The sequence below is a fragment of the Microbacterium sp. Leaf288 genome (assembly GCF_001422925.1).
Taxonomy (GTDB): Bacteria; Actinomycetota; Actinomycetes; order Actinomycetales; family Microbacteriaceae; genus Microbacterium.
Genome location: NZ_LMNI01000010.1, coordinates 969,793 through 987,349, shown reverse-complemented (window position 1 = coordinate 987,349; position 17,557 = coordinate 969,793). Strand labels below are relative to the sequence as shown.

Genomic DNA, 17,557 nt, shown 5'->3' with positions numbered 1-17,557 from the left:
CCGTCGGGAAGGGGTGAGGATGATCGTCGTCGACGTGATCGTCGTCCTCCTTCTCATCGCCGCCTGCGTCGCCGGGGTCCAGCGCGGCTTCTTCGCCAGCATCGGCACCCTGGCGGGCCTCGCAGCGGGGGCTTTCGCGGCCTTCTGGCTGACCCCGCTGGTGAGCGCCTGGGTGCCGTCGCCGGTGTGGCGCGGCCCCGCCGTGCTCCTCACCGCTCTCGGGCTGGTCTTCGCCGGCGCGGCGGTCGGCGCGGCGATCGGCGCGGCGCTGCGCTCCGGCGCCGACCGGCTGAAGCTGCGGGGGATCGAGCGCTTCCTCGGCGGCATCGCCTCGGTCGTCGCGGCGATCCTCGCGCTGGCGCTCGTCGCCCCCGCGATCGCGGTAGCCGGCATCCCCGTCATCTCGTCGGCTGTGGCATCCTCGGCCATCCTGCGCGGCATCGAGGCCGCCACCCCCGACCCCGTCGCCGCCGCCCTCGCACAGCTGCGCGGCGCCGTGCTCGACGACGGTCTGCCGGGGCTCGGGCTTCTGCTCGGACCGGGGACCGCGGAGCCTGCGCCCCCGGTCGCCCTGGACGATCCCGAGCTGCAGCGGGCGGCAGCATCCGTCGCCCGTGTGTCGGGGAATGCGTACGCATGCGGACGCGGATCGTCGGGCACCGGCTTCGTCGTCGCCGAGGACCGCGTCGTCACCAACGCCCACGTCGTCGCGGGCGTCGACACGCCCGTCGTCGAGCTGCCGGGAGTGCCGGCACGAGAGGGGCGCATCGTCTACTTCGACCCGATCGACGACCTCGCGGTGATCGCCGTGGACGACCTCGACGCCACCGCCCTGCCGTTCTCGCCCACGCTCGCGGCGGGCGCCGCCGCGGTCGTGCAGGGCTATCCGTACGGCGGTCCGTTCACGATGGTGCCGGCGAGCGTGCAGTCGGTGGGTGTCGCGAACGTTCCGGACGTGTACGACAGCTCGTGGAACCCGCGCGAGATCTATTCGCTGCAGGCCGTCGTGCGCCCGGGCAACTCGGGCGGCCCGCTGCTGACGGGCGACGGTGAGGTCGCGGGGGTCGTGTTCGCGCGCGCCGAGAACGACGAGAACATCGGATACGCCATGACGATGGCCGAGCTCACCCCGGTCGCCGATCGTGCGCCTGCGCTCACGAACACCGTGTCGACCGGATCCTGCGTCGGCTGAGCGCACCGACCGGTATGCTTGCTCCGCAAGTCAATAACGGCCCATCACCCGGGCGGGAGAGCCTCGGCAGCGCGATCGCCGAGCACCGAAGGAGCAAGCCTCCCCGCCAATCTCTCAGGTACGCGTACCGTTCGGGCAGGCCGACTCTGGAAAGCGATTTCGAGCGAAGCAAGAAATCGGGTTGAGTAAGGCGCTCCAACGCCGCATCGAAACCCCTCACGTGAGACATCCGCTACGCGTCTGCACGTGATCGCTCGCAATCCGCCGACGGTGAAAACCCGCTCCCTCGCAGGACGGGCGAAACTCTCAGGCCCATGACAGAGGGGGAGTTCACAGGCGTCGATCGACGCCTGCCCGTCCGCGACCGGGAGAACTCATGACAGAACTCCGTACGACTGCCCTGCACGACCGCCACGAGGCGCTCGGCGCCTCCTTCACCGACTTCGGCGGCTGGCTCATGCCGGTGCGCTACAGCTCCGACCTGGCCGAACACCACGCGGTGCGCACGGCCGCAGGCCTCTTCGACATCTCGCACATGGCCGAGTTCGCCGTCGAGGGCGCCGAGGCCGCGGCATTCCTCGACTACGCGCTGGCGGGCGCGGTCTCGCCGATGCGCGTGGGCAAGGCGAAGTACTCGCTGGTGCTCGCCGAGTCGGGTGGCATCGTCGACGACGTCATCGTGTACCGCATCGCCGACCACCGCTTCCTGGTGATCGCGAACGCCGGGAACCGGGATGCCGTCGGCTCGGCATTCCGAGAGCGCGTCGGCGACTTCGAGGTCGAGCTGGAGGACCACACCGACGGCATGTCGCTGATCGCGGTGCAGGGACCCGCCGCCCGCGCCGTGGTCGAGGCGACCGCCGGGATCGCGGACGTCGCCCCGGCCTTCGCCGACCTCGGCTACTACGCGTGGTCGTCGGGCTCGTTCGAGGGCGCTCCGCTGTTCGTCGCGCGAACGGGCTACACCGGCGAGGACGGCTTCGAGCTCCTGGTCCCCAACCCCGTCGCGCCGACGCTGTGGGATGCACTGCTGGCCGCCGGCGAGCCGCTCGGCCTCGTTCCCGCGGGTCTCGCGGCCCGCGACACGCTGCGCCTGGAGGCCGGCATGCCGCTCTACGGCCACGAGCTGTCGCTCGACATCGTCCCCGCGCAGGCCGGTCTCGGCCGCGTCGTGGCGGTCGACAAGGACGACTTCGTCGGAAAGGCGGGCCTCGCGGCCGTCGTCGTGCCCGACGCTCCCGTGCTCGTCGGACTCGTCTGCGACGGCCGACGCGCTGGCCGTGCCGGCTACGCCGTGTTCGACGCGACCGGGGCCGAGACGCCGGTCGGCGAGATCACGAGCGGCGCGCTCAGCCCGACCCTGGGGCATCCCATCGCCATGGCGTTCGTCTCGCCCGCCGCGAGCGCTCCCGGCACCGAGCTCTTCATCGACGTGCGGGGTACCCGCATCCCCGCGACCGTGACCGACCTGCCCTTCTACCGGAGGAACAAATGACCGATCTCACCGCCCTCAAGTACACCGCCGAGCACGAGTGGGTCGCCCTCGACGGCGACGTCGCGACCGTCGGCATCACCTCGTACGCCGCCGACAAGCTCGGTGACGTGGTGTTCGTCGAGCTGCCCGCCGTGGGCAGCTCGGTGACCGCGGCCACCGTCGTCGGCGAGATCGAGTCCACGAAGTCGGTCGGCGAGCTCTACGCGCCGCTGACGGGTGAGGTCGTCGCGGTCAACGACGCCGTCGTCGACGACCCGTCGCTCGTGAACGCCGACCCGTTCGGCGCCGGCTGGCTCGTCAAGATCACGGTCGACCCGGCGTCCGTGGCGGACCTCCTCGACCGCGACGCGTACATCTCGCTCACGGGCGGCGCCGAATGACGGGTCTGTTCGCCGACCGTCACATCGGGACGGATGCTGCGGCCCAGCGCACGATGCTCGACGCCCTGGGCTACGACAGCGTCGACGCGCTCGTCGAAGCGGCGGTCCCGGCATCCATCCATGCGAAGCCGCGCGCCACGAGCGACATCCCGCCAGCGGCGACCGAGGCCGAGGCGCTCGCCGAGCTGCGCGTGCTGGCCTCGCAGAACCGCACGGCGCGGCCGATGATCGGGCTGGGCTATTACGACACCCTCACGCCGTCGGTGATCGCCCGCAACGTGCTCGAGAACCCGTCCTGGTACACCGCGTACACGCCGTACCAGCCCGAGATCTCGCAGGGGCGCCTGGAGGCGCTGATCAACTTCCAGACGATGGTGACCGATCTCACGGGGCTGGCGACGGCGAACGCGTCGATGCTCGACGAATCGACCGCCGTCGTCGAGGGCATGCTGGTGGCGCGGCGCGCCTCGAAGTCCGCCTCGAACGTGTTCGTGGTCGACGCCGACGCCCTGCCGCAGACGAAGGCGCTGCTCGCGCACCGCGCGGCCGCCGTCGGCATCGAGCTCGTCGAGCTCGATCTGGCCCGAGGTGCGACCCTGCCGGACGAGCTGTTCGGCGTGCTGGTGCAGTACCCGGGCGCGTCGGGGAACGTGTGGGACCCGTCCGGCGTCGTCGACGCGGCGCACGTCGCCGGCGCGCTGGTCGTCGTGGCCGCTGATCTGCTGGCGCTCACGCTGCTGCGCTCGCCCGGCTCGTTCGGCGCCGATGTCGCCGTGGGCACGACGCAGCGCTTCGGCGTGCCGCTCGGCTTCGGCGGGCCGCACGCCGGCTACATGGCGGTGCGCCAGGGACTCGAGCGGCAGCTGCCGGGCCGCCTCGTCGGCGTCTCGCAGGACGCCGCGGGCCACCCCGCCTACCGCCTCGCGCTGCAGACGCGCGAGCAGCACATCCGCCGCGAGAAGGCCACGTCCAACATCTGCACGTCGCAGGTGCTGCTGGCCGTCATGGCCTCGATGTACGCGGTGTACCACGGGCCTGACGGCCTCCGCGCGATCGCGACCGACGTCGCGAAGAAGGCGGAGGCGCTCGCCGCCCGGCTGCGCTCATACGGCCTCTCGCTGCGCTCGGACTCGTTCTTCGACACCATCCGGGTTGCCACGCCGGGCGCCTCGCGCCGCGTGATCGACCGCGCGCGCGAGCGCGGCTATCAGCTGTTCTGGGTCGACGACGCGACGGTCGGTGTCTCGGTCGACGAGACCACGACGGAAGGCGATCTCGCGGCCGTGGCGTGGGCCTTCGGACTGCCCGAGAACGAGTTCCTCGGCGCGGGCGAGCAGGGCGAGCGGGTGCTTTCGTTCACGGATGCTGCGCCCCTGGCGGGCGTGCCGTCCGGCCTGCACCGTGTCGAGGAGTTCCTCACGCACCCGGTGTTCAACTCGCACCGGTCCGAGACGGCGATGATGCGCTACCTGAAGCAGCTGTCCGACCGCGACTACGCGCTCGACCGCGGCATGATCCCGCTGGGCTCGTGCACGATGAAGCTCAACGCGGCGACGGAGATGGCGGCCGTGTCGTGGCCGGAGTTCTCGCGCGTGCATCCGTTCGCGCCCGAGGACGATGTGCACGGCTACCTCGCGATGATCGAGCAGCTCGAGGTGTGGCTCGCCGAGGTCACCGGTTACGACGCGGTGTCGCTGCAGCCGAACGCCGGCTCGCAGGGTGAGCTCGCGGGCCTCATGGCGATCCGCGGCTACCACCGCGCGAACGGCGACCTCGCCCGCACGGTGTGCCTCATCCCGTCGTCGGCCCATGGCACGAACGCGGCGTCCGCCGTGCTCGCCGGCATGCGCGTCGTCGTCGTCGCGTGCGATGAGGCCGGCAACGTCGACCTCGACGATCTGCGCGCGAAGATCGCGGCGCACGCCGACGAGCTCGCGGCGCTGATGATCACGTACCCGTCGACGCACGGCGTGTACGAGCACGACGTGCTCGACATCACGCAGGCCGTGCACGACGCCGGCGGCCAGGTGTACGTCGACGGCGCCAACCTCAACGCGCTCCTCGGCTACGCGCGGTTCGGCGACCTGGGCGGCGACGTGTCGCACCTGAACCTGCACAAGACGTTCGCCATCCCGCACGGCGGCGGCGGTCCCGGCGTCGGGCCCGTCGCGGCGAAGGCGCACCTCGCGCCCTACCTGCCCTCGCATCCGCTGTCGCAGCGCAAGGACCACGCCGGCGGCGTGTTCGACGGCGGGCCGATCTCGGCGGCACCGCACGGCTCGGCCGGCATCCTCCCGATCTCGTGGGCGTACGTCCGCATGATGGGCGCCGAGGGACTGCGCAGCGCCACCGCGGCTGCCGTGCTCGCCGCGAACTACATCGCGGTGCGGCTGCGCGAGCACTACCCGGTGCTCTACACCGGCGAGGACGGGCTCGTGGCCCACGAGTGCATCCTCGACCTGCGTCCGCTCAAGGAGGCGACCGGCGTCTCGGTCGACGACGTCGCCAAGCGCCTCATCGACTACGGCTTCCACGCCCCGACGATGTCGTTCCCCGTGGCGGGCACCCTCATGGTCGAACCCACGGAGTCCGAGGACCTCGGTGAGATCGAGCGATTCATCGAGGCGATGATCGCGATCAAGGCCGAGGCCGACCGCGTCGGCGCGGGGGAGTGGCCTGCCGCCGACAACCCCCTCGCGAACGCCCCGCACACGGCCGAGTCGGTGGTCTCGGGGTCGTGGGACCACCCGTACTCGCGGGAGACCGCCGTGTACCCGGTCCACACGCTGGTCCGCACGAAGTACTGGCCCCCCGTCCGCCGCATCGACCAGGCCTACGGCGACCGCAACCTGGTGTGCGCCTGCCCGCCCATCGAGGCCTTCGCCTGACGACCCCCGAGCGACGGGATGCCGGTGCCCCAGGCATCCCGTCGCTCTTCCGATTCGCCCGGGTCGGCGGTCCCGCCGCCCCGGCCTGGCCCCGCCCCGCCCTGGCCTCGCCCCCGAGCCGCCCCCGAGCCGCGAGAGTGCACCTGGTCGCCGAGAGGTAGGGAAGCAACCAGCATTTCGGCGACCAGTTGTACTCTCGCGATTTCAGTGGACCCGACCCGCGGCGGATGCGCCGGTCAGGTGGGGTGCGTGCGGGGCCAGCAGGCGGCGGAGCGAGTGGAGATGCGCGGTCTGTTCGGGCGCGATCGCCCGCAGGCCGGCGCCTGCCAGGATGTCGCGCAAGGGTGTCACCGTGGTCGCATCCGTCCATCCCCAATGAGCGACCGCGCGGAGGTGGGTTCGCAGCCGCCTGTCGCGGAGGGTCTGGCGGCGCAACACCTCACGGGCATCGCCGTAGCGTCCGTCGTACTTGAGGTCGCCGTCGGCCTCGCCTCCGAGATTGACGTGCGTCCAGACGAAGTCGGCACGATCCTCCTTCCCGGACGATCGGAACACGACCTGGAGTTCGGGCGCGGGAAAGCCCAACCACTCGATCACCGCGCGGCTGACGGCCTCGATGGTGGTCTCGGACTTGGCGGTCGCACGTGCGAGCGGCCACCGTGCGATATCGCGACCGCGACTGCTGATGCGCGCTTCGCTCATCCGGGTCAGTGCGTCGGCGGAGGACGCAGGTGCGATTCTCAGCGCCGCGTCCGCGGCAGCAAGTCCGATCGCCGGGTGCCGGAGACGAGCGAGGTCCACCGCGGTGTCTTCCGGACCGGTCATCGCGAGCCCGGCGATCTCCACGATCGTCCGGTCTTCGCTCGACCGGTGCGTGCGCACACCGGCAACGAGTCTCGATGAGCGCTTCGCCGGTACGAGCATATGCACGTCGACCGGGTCGCCGAAGATCGGCATCCCCAGCAGCGCGGCAGCGGACTCGAGGCAGAAGATCGCGTCGGGGTGGACGAGGGCCGCAGCGTGGACGCGTGCGAGGTATTTCTCCCACGGCGGCAGCGACCTCCACAGCGCGGCGGAGGCATAGACGCCATGGCGGACCTTGACCAGTTCTCCCTTGGCGACCCCGCGCTCTGGATGGGATACGTCGACATGCCGCAGCAGCGCCAACGGACTCGGCGTGAGGACTCGCGCGAAAGTGACCAGCGGCATCCGTCCAGCCTCTCCGTGTCAAGCGGCTACGGATGTATGAGCGCCACCCTTCTGTGGACCCCACGCGTCTGGCCGACGCTGTGGAGGAGCGGGCCCGCGGCGGGCCGATCTCGGCTGGATTCCCCGTCCCCTTCCCCGTCCCCTCCCACGTCCCCACTCAGCGAGAGTGCACCTGGTCGCCGAGAGGTAGGGAGCCAACCAGCATCTCGGCGACCAAGTGCACTCTCGCCGATCAGGGGCGCCTGCGGCGGGTACCGCGGGCGATCGGCGTGAGGGACGGGGACGGATGCCGCGGGGCCGGGGCATCCGCGAACGGTCAGGCCGCGGGGGTCGCTGTGGGCGTCGGGGTGGGCGTGGGCGTCGGGATCGGGGCGAACACACCGGGCCAGAGGGCCGCGGCCAGGGGGTACCCCACGAACGCGACGACGTCCAGGAGCGTGTGCGCGATGACGAGCGGCATGACGCGACCCCACCGGCGGTAGCACCAGCCGAAGACCACGCCCATCACGAAGTTGCCGACGATCGCACCGATGCCCTGGTACGCGTGATAGGCGCCGCGCAGGCCGGCGGAGGTCAGGATGATGGCCCAGTCGTTCCAGCCGAACCGTCGCAGCCGGTCGAACAGGTAGCCGATGAAGATCACCTCTTCGGTCAAGCCCGCCCGCAGCGCGGACAGCACCAGCAGCGGCACGGTCCACCACGCCGCATCCAGGGGAGAGGCGACCACTGCGACGGTGACCCCGAGCGCGCGTCCCGCGGCATAGAGAGCGAGTCCCGGCACGCCGATGACGGCGGCGAGAAGGATGCCGCGGCCGAGGTCTCCGCCGAACCGCGAGAAGTCCAGCCCGATGCGGCGCAGCGCGTTGCCGCCGGGCTCCCAGAGCAGGTACACGACGAGTGCCACGAGGGCGAGCGCGAAGAAGACGGCGAGCACCTGGTATACGACGTCCCAGACCGCCTGCGCGTCCCGCGAGGGGTTCACCTGGGTCTGCTGCTGGCCCAGCGGAACGGGCGCGAGGAGCTTGCGCACGAGCGACAGCACCGAGTACAGCGCGGACTGCCCGACCGTGATCGCGAGGACGATCCACACCTCCCACGTGAGGCGTCGACGGTCGTACGGCGTGAGGGGCGAAAGACTAGTCGAATCCCTCTGACCTGTGGGCCGGTTCGGCGGCGTCATCTTGTCAGATTGTCACACTCCGCGTCGATTGAGTTAAGGCTCTGTAACGTTTTCGCCGATCGTTTTGACCATCTCACAACCGGTGCTTATCGTTTTCCCATCCGCGCGCAGGTCCGGCTTCCGGCCGGATCCGCGCGCATTACCCTGCACAGAGGAGACACAAGTGTCTGACAAGACGACGTGGCGCATGCGCGCACTCGGAGTCGCGGCGGGCGTCGGCGTGACCGCAATGGTCCTCGCCGGTTGCTCGACGACCCCACCGGCGACGGAGGAGACCGGGGACACCGCCGACGCCGCGGTGACCATCGCCGAGGTGAACGAGTTCACGGGTACGAACTCGAACAGCGACAACGGCAACCTCGACATCAACGGCAAGGTCAACTACCTGACCCGCGCCGGCTTCTACTACGTCAGCGACACCTACGAGGTCGTCCCGGACGAGTCGTTCGGCAAGATGGAGGTCGTCAGCGAGGACCCACTCCAGGTCAAGTACACCCTCAACGACGGCCTCGAGTGGTCCGACGGCGAGCCCATCACGACCGACGACCTGATCTTCGGCTGGGCTGCGACCTCGGGCATCTTCGACGACGCCACGCTCGACCCCGAGTCGGGCGAGCCGGTCAGCGGCACGAAGTACTTCGCGTACGCGGGCAGCACCGAGGGCGTCAACGCCTCGACGATCACGGATGTCGCCGATGACAAGCTCTCGCTCACGCTCGAGTACGACGTTCCCTTCGTCGACTGGAACATCATCGGTCTCATCGACCAGCCGGTCCACGTCGTCGCCGAGAAGGCCGGCGTCGACCAGGCCGAGCTCATCGACACGATCCTGACCAGCCCGCGCGGCGACGCCGCGGCTCCGGCTCCGGTCAACGAGACGCTCAAGGCTGCGGCTGACTTCTGGAACTCGGGCTTCGACATGACGTCGCTGCCGGACGACCCGTCGCTGTACCTCTCGAGCGGCCCGTGGATCATCGACTCGTGGGAGCCCACGCAGTCGATGACGCTGAAGCTCAACGACAAGTACACCGGTGACCTCAAGCCGCAGTTCTCCGAGATGGTCATCCGCTTCATCGGTGACGCTCAGGCTCAGGTGACCGCCCTCCAGAACGGCGAGGTCGACGTGATCGCCCCGCAGGCGAGCGGCGACACCCTCACCGCGCTGCAGGCGATCGACGGCGTCGAGGTCCTCCAGGGCGACGCGCTCAACTACGACCACCTCGACCTGACGTTCGCCGGCCCCTTCGCCGAGAAGAACGTCCGCGAGGCGTTCCTGAAGACGATCCCGCGCCAGCAGCTCGTCGACACGCTCATCAAGCCCGTCAACCCCGAGGCTGAGGTTCTCAACTCGAACCTCTTCATCCCGGCTCAGAAGCCGTACGAGGACGCTGTCGCGGCCAACGGCTCGGACGCGTACGCCGATGTCGACATCGAGGGCGCCAAGGAGCTCCTCGCCGGTGCGACCCCGACGATCCGCCTCATGTACAACATCAACAACCCGAACCGCGTCGCGGCGTTCGAGGCCATCCAGGCCTCGGCTTCGCAGGCCGGCTTCGTGATCGAGGATGTGGGCCGTGAGGACTGGAGCGCGCAGCTCGGTTCGGACATCTACGACGCGGTCATCTTCGGCTGGATCTCGCCCGGTGTCGGCAACGGCACCATCCCGCAGATCTTCGCCAGCTTCGGTGGCAGCAACTTCAACAAGTACGCCAACGACACCGTCGACGAGATCGCTCGCACGATCCCGCAGACGCTCGACACCGACAAGATCGACGAGATGACGATCGAGGCGGACACCGAGCTGTTCTCCGACGCGTACGGTCTGCCGCTCTTCCAGGGCCCCGGCCTCGAGGCGCACACCGACCGCGTCGAGGGCATCACCTTCATGGGCAACCAGACCGGTGTGTTCTGGAACTTCTGGGAGTGGACGGTCGCCGGTTAATCCGGTGACGATCTGAAACACCACGCCATGGGGCGTCGGGTGCTAACAGCCCGGCGCCCCGTGCGTGTGTCTTCCCGTCCACAGCCGGCGAACCCGACGCCCGGTCTCTGCTGCCGTCGTCGCCCGCCTGCTACCTTTTCTGCATGAAGGGCCAGCCCAGTGCTTAGCTTCGTTCTGCGGCGCATCGGGGTCTCGATCCTGATCCTCATCGCCGCATCCTTCCTGATGTACACCCTCGTGGCTCTTGCCAAAGACCCGCTCGAGGACCTGTACGCCTCCAACAGCCCGAACCGCGACGCGCTCATCGCGCAGCGCATCGCATGGCTGAACCTCGACCAGCCCATCCCCGTCCGCTGGTTCAACTGGCTGCTCGGCGCCGCCCGCTGCGTCATCCCGTTCGGTGGCTGCGACCTCGGCGTCACCATCCAGAACCAGCCCGTGACGATCGTCCTCGCACGTGCGATGGGCGCGACGCTCCAGCTCGTCACCGCTTCGACGATCCTCGCCATCGTCCTCGGCGTCCTCGTCGGCATCGTGTCTGCGCTTCGCCAGTACAGCGCCATCGACTACTCGTTCACGTTCGCCAGCTTCCTGTTCTACTCGCTGCCGTCGTTCGTGATGGGTGTTCTCCTCAAGGTCTTCTTCGCCCTCGGCTTCAACGACTGGCTCGACAGTCCGGTGTTCACATGGCCGTGGATCATCGCACTCAGTCTCATCTCCGGCGTCTTCTGGCAGGCGATCATCGGCGGACCCAGGCAGCGCCGCCTGATCGTCTTCGCCGCCTCAGTGGTGACCTCCGGAGCGATGCTCTACGGCATGAGCGTGACGGCGTGGTTCCTCAACCCGTCGCTGGGACCGATCCTCACGCCGCTGCTGATCGCGGCGTTCGCGGCGGGCATGGTCCTCATCATCGCCGGACCCCGTGCGCGCTACGCGTGGCGCACCGCCGGTGTCACCGCGATCGTCCTCATCGCCGCGTACTTCGTGCTGCAGCCGTTCCTCAAGTCGTTCAACGGCTGGGGAGTCCTCGCCCTGTTCGTGGCGGCGGCTCTCGTCGGCGCGGCAGCGGGCTGGTTCCTCGGTGAGTACGACAAGGGCCAGGCGATCCGCATCGGCGTGCTCTCCGGTCTGCTCGGCATGGGCGTGATCGTCCTGGACCAGTTCATGCAGAACTGGAACTCGTACGTCAACAACCCGAAGGTGAACGGGCGCCCGATCGCGACCATCGGTTCGCAGACGCCCAACCTGCAGGGCGACTGGTGGATTCAGAGCATCGACACGTTCACCCACCTGCTGCTGCCGACGATCAGCCTCATGCTGATCTCGTTCGCGGCGTACACGCGCTACGCGCGTGGCGGCATGCTCGAGACGCTGAACCAGGACTACATCCGCACCGCTCGCGCGAAGGGCCTTCCCGAGCGCACGGTCGTCGTCCGTCACGCCTTCCGAAACTCGCTCATTCCGATCACCACGATCGTGGCGGCGGACGTGGGAGCCCTCATCGGTGGTGCGATCATCACCGAGCGCATCTTCGCCTTCAGTGGGATGGGCGCCCTCTTCAACCAGGGTCTGAGTCATGCCGACCCGAACCCCGTCATGGCGTACTTCGTCGTCATCGCGGTGTTCGCCATCACGTTCAACTTCCTCGCCGACCTCGCGTACTCGGCGATCGACCCGAGAGTGAGGGTCAAGTAATGTCGATCCCTATCGATCCGGCCCTCGAGCCCCCCACCGCACCCTCCGAGGGAGGCGTGCACGTCCAGACCGCTGACGAGCGCGGCATCAGCCAGGGACGCCTGACGTTCCGACGCTTCATCGCCCACAAGCCTGCCGTGGTCAGCGCGGTCCTCTTCATCCTCATCGTCGGCTTCGCCATCTCGGCGACGGGCATCGGGCCCATCCCGGGCTGGTGGAAGTGGAACTACGAAGAGCTGATCCCGATCAGCAACGGCGGCAAGCCCACGCTGACGCTGTGGCCGTTCTCGCTCGGCGACCACCCGTTCGGCCAGAACACGGTCGGCAAGGACTACTTCGCGATGGTCATGCGCGGCCTCGTCAACTCGTCCTACATGATGTTCATCATCGGACTCATCGGCGCCTTCCTCGGCGTCGTGGTCGGCGCTCTCGCGGGCTACTACCGTGGGTGGGTCGACGCGGTGCTGATGCGCCTGACCGACATCGTCATCGTCATCCCCGTGATCGTGATCGGCGCGGTCGTCGGATCGGCCGTGGGAAACCTCGGTCCGCTGCTGCTGGCGCTGTTCCTCGGATTCTTCGTCTGGACAGGAATCGCCCGACTCGTGCGTGCCGAGTTCCTGACCCTGCGTGAGCGCGAGTTCGTCGAGGCGGCACGCGTGGCCGGTGCGTCGGATGCCCGCATCATCTTCAAGCACATCCTGCCGAACGCGATCGGCGTGGTCATCGTCGCAACGACGCTGCTGATCGCCGCCGCGATCATCCTCGAGACGTCGCTGTCGTTCCTCGGGTACGGTGTCCGCGCGCCTGACGTGTCGCTGGGTCTGCTGATCTCGGCGAACGAGTCGGCGTTCCAGACGCGTCCGTGGCTGTTCTGGTGGCCGGCGGCATTCATCGTGATCCTGTCGCTGCTCGTGAACTTCGTCGGCGACGGTCTGCGCGATGCGTTCGACCCGCGTCAGAAGCGAATCGTCTTCCGCAAGGTCAAGGATCTCCCGGAGGATGCGGTCATCGTGGCCGGCACGACCGCCGACGTGCCCGAGGGTGCGCTGGTCACGGCCGGCGGTGCGGCGATCGTCGAGGGCGTCACGAGCGACCGCCCCGACGATGTCCTCGACGACGAGATCGCGCCCGACCCGGATCGCCGCGGATGATGCGCGCCAGGCGCTCAGCCGGTGGCGACGATCAGCGCGACCGACGCCGCGGCGAGCACGATCGACGCGATGAGGAACGGCACGTGCCAGTGGCGCTTGACGGGCGTCTCATCGGCCACGCCGAGTTCGACCTGACCGGCATCGAGGCGGCTGCGCCACGACTCTCGCACGACGAGAGCCGCGTTGCCCGAGTCGGTGCCCATGCGGTCGCTCGGGCGGGCGTCGCCACCGGCGGCGCTCGCCTCGCGGCGGGCCTTCGCATTGCCCATCATCGTGGTGAAGAAGCCGGGGGCCGGCGCCGACCAGGCGGTGAAGCTGCCGGACGGCGTGTGCAGCGTCAGGGCGCGTGCCGTCTCGACGTGCACGAGGGCCTCCCACGGCACGTCGACGTCGTGGCTCACGTTCTCGATGCGCACACCGCGATCCGACACCTCGACGCAGGGGCGCCACAGCGCCATCCAGCCGAGCAGCGCCGCCAGCGGAGCGGCGGCGTAGACCCACGTCAGCCGCGGGTCCGCGCTCCATACGGCGGTGATCACTGCGAGCCCCGCAAGACTCCAGACGATGACGGCAGCAATGCGGTTGAAACGGGAGTCGATGCGGATCGCACGGTCGGTCACCCCCTCATTGTCTCAATCGATCCCACAAGGACCATGAAATGAACGCGTCCCCCACTCCCATGACCGGCAGTCCGCTGCTGGAAGTGAGCGGCCTGTCCGTGGACTTCGCCGTCGACAACTACTGGGTGCCGGCAGCGAAGAAGCTCGACTACTCCGTCGAGTCGGGCAAGGCCCTCGCGATCGTCGGCGAATCCGGCTCCGGCAAGAGCGCGAGCTCCATGGCGATGCTCGGGCTCCTGCCGTCCAACGCCCGGGTGACCGGCAGCGTCAAGCTCGCCGGCCGCGAGATCCTCGGCCTCCGCAAGGACGACCTGCGTCGCGTGCGCGGCCGCGAGATCGCAGTGATCTTCCAGGAGCCGATGACCGCGCTGAACCCCGTGTTCACGGTCGGGTTCCAGATCATCGAGACGCTGCGGATCCACCAGGGCATGACGCCGAGCGCGGCGCGCACGCGGGCGCTCGAGCTGCTCGACATGGTGGAGCTGCCCGATCCGCTGAAGGCCTTCAACTCGTACCCGCACCAGCTGTCGGGCGGCCAGCGTCAGCGCGCCATGATCGCGCAGTCGATCTCGTGCGACCCGCAGCTGCTGATCGCCGACGAGCCGACCACGGCCCTCGACGTGACGGTGCAGGCCGAGATCCTCGACCTCATGCGGGACCTCCGGCACCGCCTCGACTCGGCGATCCTGATCATCACGCACGACATGGGCGTGGTGGCCGACATCGCCGACGACATCGTCGTGATGCGCAAGGGCGAGATCGTCGAGCGCGGCTCGGTCGATGCGGTGTTCAACCGCCCCACGCACCCGTACACGCAGCAGCTCCTCGCAGCGGTGCCCCGCATCGGCGACGCGCAGGGGGAGTCGATCGACACCACGGCCGCCCTCGCCGGCGACACGTCGGTGATCCGCCTGGCTGAGGTCGCCGCGCGCGAGGACGCGGAGCGCCGCAAGGGCCTGGGCGCGCCCGTGCTCGACTTCCAGGACGTTGCGATCGACTACCCCAAGCGTGGGCGCGTGCCCGCATTCCGGGCCGTCGAACATGCGAACTTCTCGATCTACCCGGGTGAGGTCACGGGCCTAGTGGGCGAGTCCGGCTCGGGCAAGACCACAGTTGGTCGCGCCGCCATCGGCCTGCTGCCGATCGCGGACGGCAGGGCCGAGGTCGTCGGCTCCGACATCTCCAAGGCCGACCGGCGCCTCCTGCACAAGGTGCACAAGGATGTCGGCATCGTCTTCCAGGACCCGTCGTCGTCGCTCAACCCGCGTCTGCCGATCGGCCAGTCGATCGGGGAGCCGATGCTGCTGGCCGGCGTGGCGAAGGGCCGCCAGCTGGACGTGCGTGTGCAGGAGTTGCTGGAGTCGGTCGAGCTCCCGCGCTCCTACCGCAACCGCTACCCGCACGAGCTGTCGGGCGGTCAGAAGCAGCGCGTCGGCATCGCGCGCGCCCTGTCCCTGCAGCCCAAGCTGCTCATCGCCGACGAGCCCACCTCGGCGCTCGATGTGTCGGTGCAGGCGACGGTGCTGCAGCTGCTTCGCCAGCTCCAGGCCGACATGGGCTTCGCGTGCCTCTTCATCAGCCACGACCTGGCGGTCGTCGACTCCCTCGCGGACCGCATCATCGTGATGCACCACGGAAAGATCGTCGAGCAGGGCGCGACCGGGCAGATCCTCCGTGCGCCCAAGGAGGACTACACGCGTCGCCTCATCGCCGCCATCCCGGTGCCCGACCCCGCAGAACAGCGCGTGCGCCGCGAAGCGCGTGCGGCCCTTCTCGAAGCGGGTCTGGAGGGCTGATCCGCCGCCGAAAGGCGATACACAGCAGCGCCCAATAGAATGGGGATGCCGGCATTCCGGCATCCCCATTCTCTTTCAAGGATTCCCTCATGGCGCGCGCCCTCCGTCCGGACCTCCGCAACGTGGCTATCGTCGCTCACGTCGACCACGGCAAGACCACCCTCGTCGACGCGATGCTCCGCCAGACCGGCTCGTTCGGCGAGCACGCTCACGTCGAAGAGCGTGCGATGGACTCGAACGACCTCGAGCGCGAAAAAGGCATCACGATCCTCGCCAAGAACACGGCGATCACCTACAACGGTGCCCACACCGAGGTCCCCGTCACGATCAACGTGATCGACACCCCCGGCCACGCCGACTTCGGCGGCGAGGTCGAGCGCGGCCTGTCGATGGTCGACGGCGTCGTGCTCCTCGTCGACGCGAGCGAGGGCCCGCTCCCGCAGACCCGCTTCGTGCTGCGCAAGGCGCTCGAGGCGAAGCTGCCCGTCATCCTCCTGGTCAACAAGACCGACCGGCCCGACGCGCGCATCGCCGAGGTCGAGGAAGAGGCGCACGACCTGCTGCTCGGCCTCGCGTCCGACCTCCACGAGGACGTTCCCGACCTCGACATCGACGCCCTGCTCGACGTCCCCGTCGTGTACGCGAGCGGACGCGCGGGCGCAGCATCCCGCACCCGTCCCGCCAATGGCGAGCTGCCCGACAACGCCGATCTCGAGCCGCTGTTCGAGGCGATCCTCGAGCACGTGCCGGCCCCGGCATACGACGACGAGGCTCCGCTGCAGGCGTGGGTCACGAACCTCGACTCGAGCCCGTTCCTCGGTCGCCTCGCCCTCCTTCGCGTCTTCAACGGCACGCTCAAGAAGGGCCAGACGGTCGCGTGGGTGCGTCACGACGGCACGCACTCGAACGCCCGCATCACCGAGCTCCTCAAGACCCGCGCCCTCGAGCGCTACCCCGCGGAAGAGGCCGGCCCCGGTGACATCGTTGCCATCGCCGGCATCGAGGAGATCACGATCGGCGAGACCATCGCCGACCCCGAGGACGTCCGCCCCCTCCCGGCGATCACGGTCGACGACCCCGCGATCTCGATGACGATCGGCACGAACACCTCGCCGCTGGTCGGCAAGGTCAAGGGCCACAAGGTCACCGCCCGCATGGTGAAGGACCGCCTGGACCGCGAGCTCATCGGCAACGTCTCGCTCAAGGTCGTCGACATCGGACGCCCCGACGCGTGGGAGGTGCAGGGCCGCGGTGAGCTCGCCCTCGCGATCCTCGTCGAAAACATGCGCCGCGAGGGCTTCGAGCTCACGGTCGGCAAGCCCCAGGTCGTCACGCGCAAGGGCGAGGACGGCAAGGTCAAGGAGCCCTTCGAGCACCTCACCATCGACGCCCCCGAGGAGTACCTCGGCGCGATCACCCAGCTGATGGCGTCGCGCAAGGGCCGTATGGAGACGATGGTCAACCACGGCACCGGCTGGGTGCGCATGGAGTTCATCGTCCCCTCGCGCGGCCTCATCGGGTTCCGCACCGAGTTCCTCTCGATGACGCGCGGCACCGGCATCGCCAACGCGATCTCGCACGGCTACGACGACTGGGCGGGCCACATCGTCGCCCGCCAGAACGGCTCGATCGTCGCCGACCGTTCGGGTGTCGTCACGCCGTTCGCCATGATCGCGCTGCAGGAGCGCATGAGCTTCTTCGTGCAGCCCACCGAAGAGGTCTACGAGGGCATGGTCGTGGGCGAGAACTCGCGCGCCGACGACATGGACGTGAACATCACCAAGGAGAAGAAGCTCACGAACATGCGGTCTTCGACCGCTGACGCGTTCGAGTCGATGACTCCGCCGCGCCTCCTCTCTCTCGAGGAGAGCCTCGAGTTCGCGCGCGACGACGAATGCGTCGAGGTGACGCCCGAGAAGGTGCGCATCCGCAAGGTGATCCTCGACGCCACCGAGCGCGGCCGCGCCGCCTCGCGCCTCAAGCGGCAGGACGCCAACGCGTAAGCA

Annotated in this window: 12 protein-coding genes and 1 riboswitch; of the genes, 9 read left to right on the top strand and 3 right to left on the bottom strand. The window is 69.1% G+C overall.

Annotated features, from left to right (window positions below; all coding sequences use genetic code 11):
* Positions 1-19 precede the first annotated feature (19 nt).
* The 4 genes from ASF40_RS08655 (at position 20) to gcvP (ending at position 5,955) form a co-directional block, all read left to right on the top strand.
* Entirely contained in the window at positions 20-1,192 is a 1,173-nt protein-coding gene (locus ASF40_RS08655) for a MarP family serine protease (protein ID WP_056367936.1), read from the top strand.
* Positions 1,193-1,235: 43 nt separating this feature from the next.
* Positions 1,236-1,332: riboswitch (glycine riboswitch) on the top strand.
* A 236-nt stretch (positions 1,333-1,568) separates the two neighbouring features.
* Positions 1,569-2,687, top strand: coding sequence for a glycine cleavage system aminomethyltransferase GcvT (gcvT, locus tag ASF40_RS08650; RefSeq protein WP_056367934.1), 1,119 nt, complete (start codon positions 1,569-1,571; stop codon positions 2,685-2,687).
* On the top strand, positions 2,684-3,067 hold the full coding sequence (gene gcvH / locus ASF40_RS08645; protein ID WP_045296801.1) for a glycine cleavage system protein GcvH: 384 nt from the start codon (positions 2,684-2,686) through the stop codon (positions 3,065-3,067). Before gcvT ends, gcvH begins: the two co-directional genes overlap by 4 nt.
* The gene (gcvP, locus tag ASF40_RS08640; RefSeq protein WP_056367932.1) at positions 3,064-5,955 is read left to right on the top strand and encodes an aminomethyl-transferring glycine dehydrogenase; all 2,892 of its coding nucleotides are present in this window, start codon (positions 3,064-3,066) and stop codon (positions 5,953-5,955) included. Before gcvH ends, gcvP begins: the two co-directional genes overlap by 4 nt.
* Positions 5,956-6,159: 204 nt before the next feature.
* Here the strand turns inward: gcvP and ASF40_RS08635 are convergent, their stop codons facing one another.
* The gene (locus ASF40_RS08635; RefSeq protein ID WP_056367930.1) at positions 6,160-7,164 is read right to left on the bottom strand and encodes a hypothetical protein; all 1,005 of its coding nucleotides are present in this window, start codon (positions 7,162-7,164) and stop codon (positions 6,160-6,162) included.
* A 316-nt stretch (positions 7,165-7,480) separates the two neighbouring features.
* Positions 7,481-8,344, bottom strand: a complete 864-nt coding sequence (locus ASF40_RS08630) for a CPBP family intramembrane glutamic endopeptidase (protein WP_056367928.1) — start codon at positions 8,342-8,344, stop codon at positions 7,481-7,483.
* A gap of 163 nt (positions 8,345-8,507) precedes the next feature.
* Between ASF40_RS08630 and ASF40_RS08625 the strand changes: the two genes are divergently transcribed.
* From ASF40_RS08625 to ASF40_RS08615, 3 genes are all read left to right on the top strand, one after another.
* Positions 8,508-10,286 carry an ABC transporter family substrate-binding protein gene (locus tag ASF40_RS08625; RefSeq protein ID WP_235560172.1) on the top strand — a complete coding sequence of 593 codons (1,779 nt, stop codon included), beginning with the start codon at positions 8,508-8,510 and terminating at the stop codon, positions 10,284-10,286.
* Between the two features lie 159 nt (positions 10,287-10,445).
* Positions 10,446-11,981, top strand: coding sequence for an ABC transporter permease (locus tag ASF40_RS08620; protein WP_056367926.1), 1,536 nt, complete (start codon positions 10,446-10,448; stop codon positions 11,979-11,981).
* Positions 11,981-13,135, top strand: a complete 1,155-nt coding sequence (locus tag ASF40_RS08615; RefSeq protein ID WP_082496933.1) for an ABC transporter permease — start codon at positions 11,981-11,983, stop codon at positions 13,133-13,135. Before ASF40_RS08620 ends, ASF40_RS08615 begins: the two co-directional genes overlap by 1 nt.
* A gap of 14 nt (positions 13,136-13,149) precedes the next feature.
* Here ASF40_RS08615 and ASF40_RS08610 read toward each other — a convergent pair whose 3' ends face one another.
* Positions 13,150-13,755 carry a hypothetical protein gene (locus tag ASF40_RS08610; RefSeq protein WP_056367923.1) on the bottom strand — a complete coding sequence of 202 codons (606 nt, stop codon included), beginning with the start codon at positions 13,753-13,755 and terminating at the stop codon, positions 13,150-13,152.
* A gap of 38 nt (positions 13,756-13,793) precedes the next feature.
* Between ASF40_RS08610 and ASF40_RS08605 the strand changes: the two genes are divergently transcribed.
* The gene (locus ASF40_RS08605) at positions 13,794-15,551 is read left to right on the top strand and encodes an ABC transporter ATP-binding protein (protein WP_056367921.1); all 1,758 of its coding nucleotides are present in this window, start codon (positions 13,794-13,796) and stop codon (positions 15,549-15,551) included.
* A gap of 89 nt (positions 15,552-15,640) precedes the next feature.
* On the top strand, positions 15,641-17,554 hold the full coding sequence (gene typA, locus ASF40_RS08600; protein WP_056367918.1) for a translational GTPase TypA: 1,914 nt from the start codon (positions 15,641-15,643) through the stop codon (positions 17,552-17,554).
* Positions 17,555-17,557 lie beyond the last annotated feature (3 nt).

Bases quoted from the DNA above. Each gene is read 5' to 3' on its own strand.
- ASF40_RS08655 (WP_056367936.1), top strand. From the start codon at position 20: ATGATCGTCGTCGACGTGATCGTCGTCCTCCTTCTCATCGCCGCCTGC.
- gcvT (WP_056367934.1), top strand. From the start codon at position 1,569: ATGACAGAACTCCGTACGACTGCCCTGCACGACCGCCACGAGGCGCTC.
- gcvH (WP_045296801.1), top strand. From the start codon at position 2,684: ATGACCGATCTCACCGCCCTCAAGTACACCGCCGAGCACGAGTGGGTC.
- gcvP (WP_056367932.1), top strand. From the start codon at position 3,064: ATGACGGGTCTGTTCGCCGACCGTCACATCGGGACGGATGCTGCGGCC.
- ASF40_RS08635 (WP_056367930.1), bottom strand. From the start codon at position 7,164: ATGCCGCTGGTCACTTTCGCGCGAGTCCTCACGCCGAGTCCGTTGGCG.
- ASF40_RS08630 (WP_056367928.1), bottom strand. From the start codon at position 8,344: ATGACGCCGCCGAACCGGCCCACAGGTCAGAGGGATTCGACTAGTCTT.
- ASF40_RS08615 (WP_082496933.1), top strand. From the start codon at position 11,981: ATGTCGATCCCTATCGATCCGGCCCTCGAGCCCCCCACCGCACCCTCC.
- ASF40_RS08605 (WP_056367921.1), top strand. From the start codon at position 13,794: ATGAACGCGTCCCCCACTCCCATGACCGGCAGTCCGCTGCTGGAAGTG.
- typA (WP_056367918.1), top strand. From the start codon at position 15,641: ATGGCGCGCGCCCTCCGTCCGGACCTCCGCAACGTGGCTATCGTCGCT.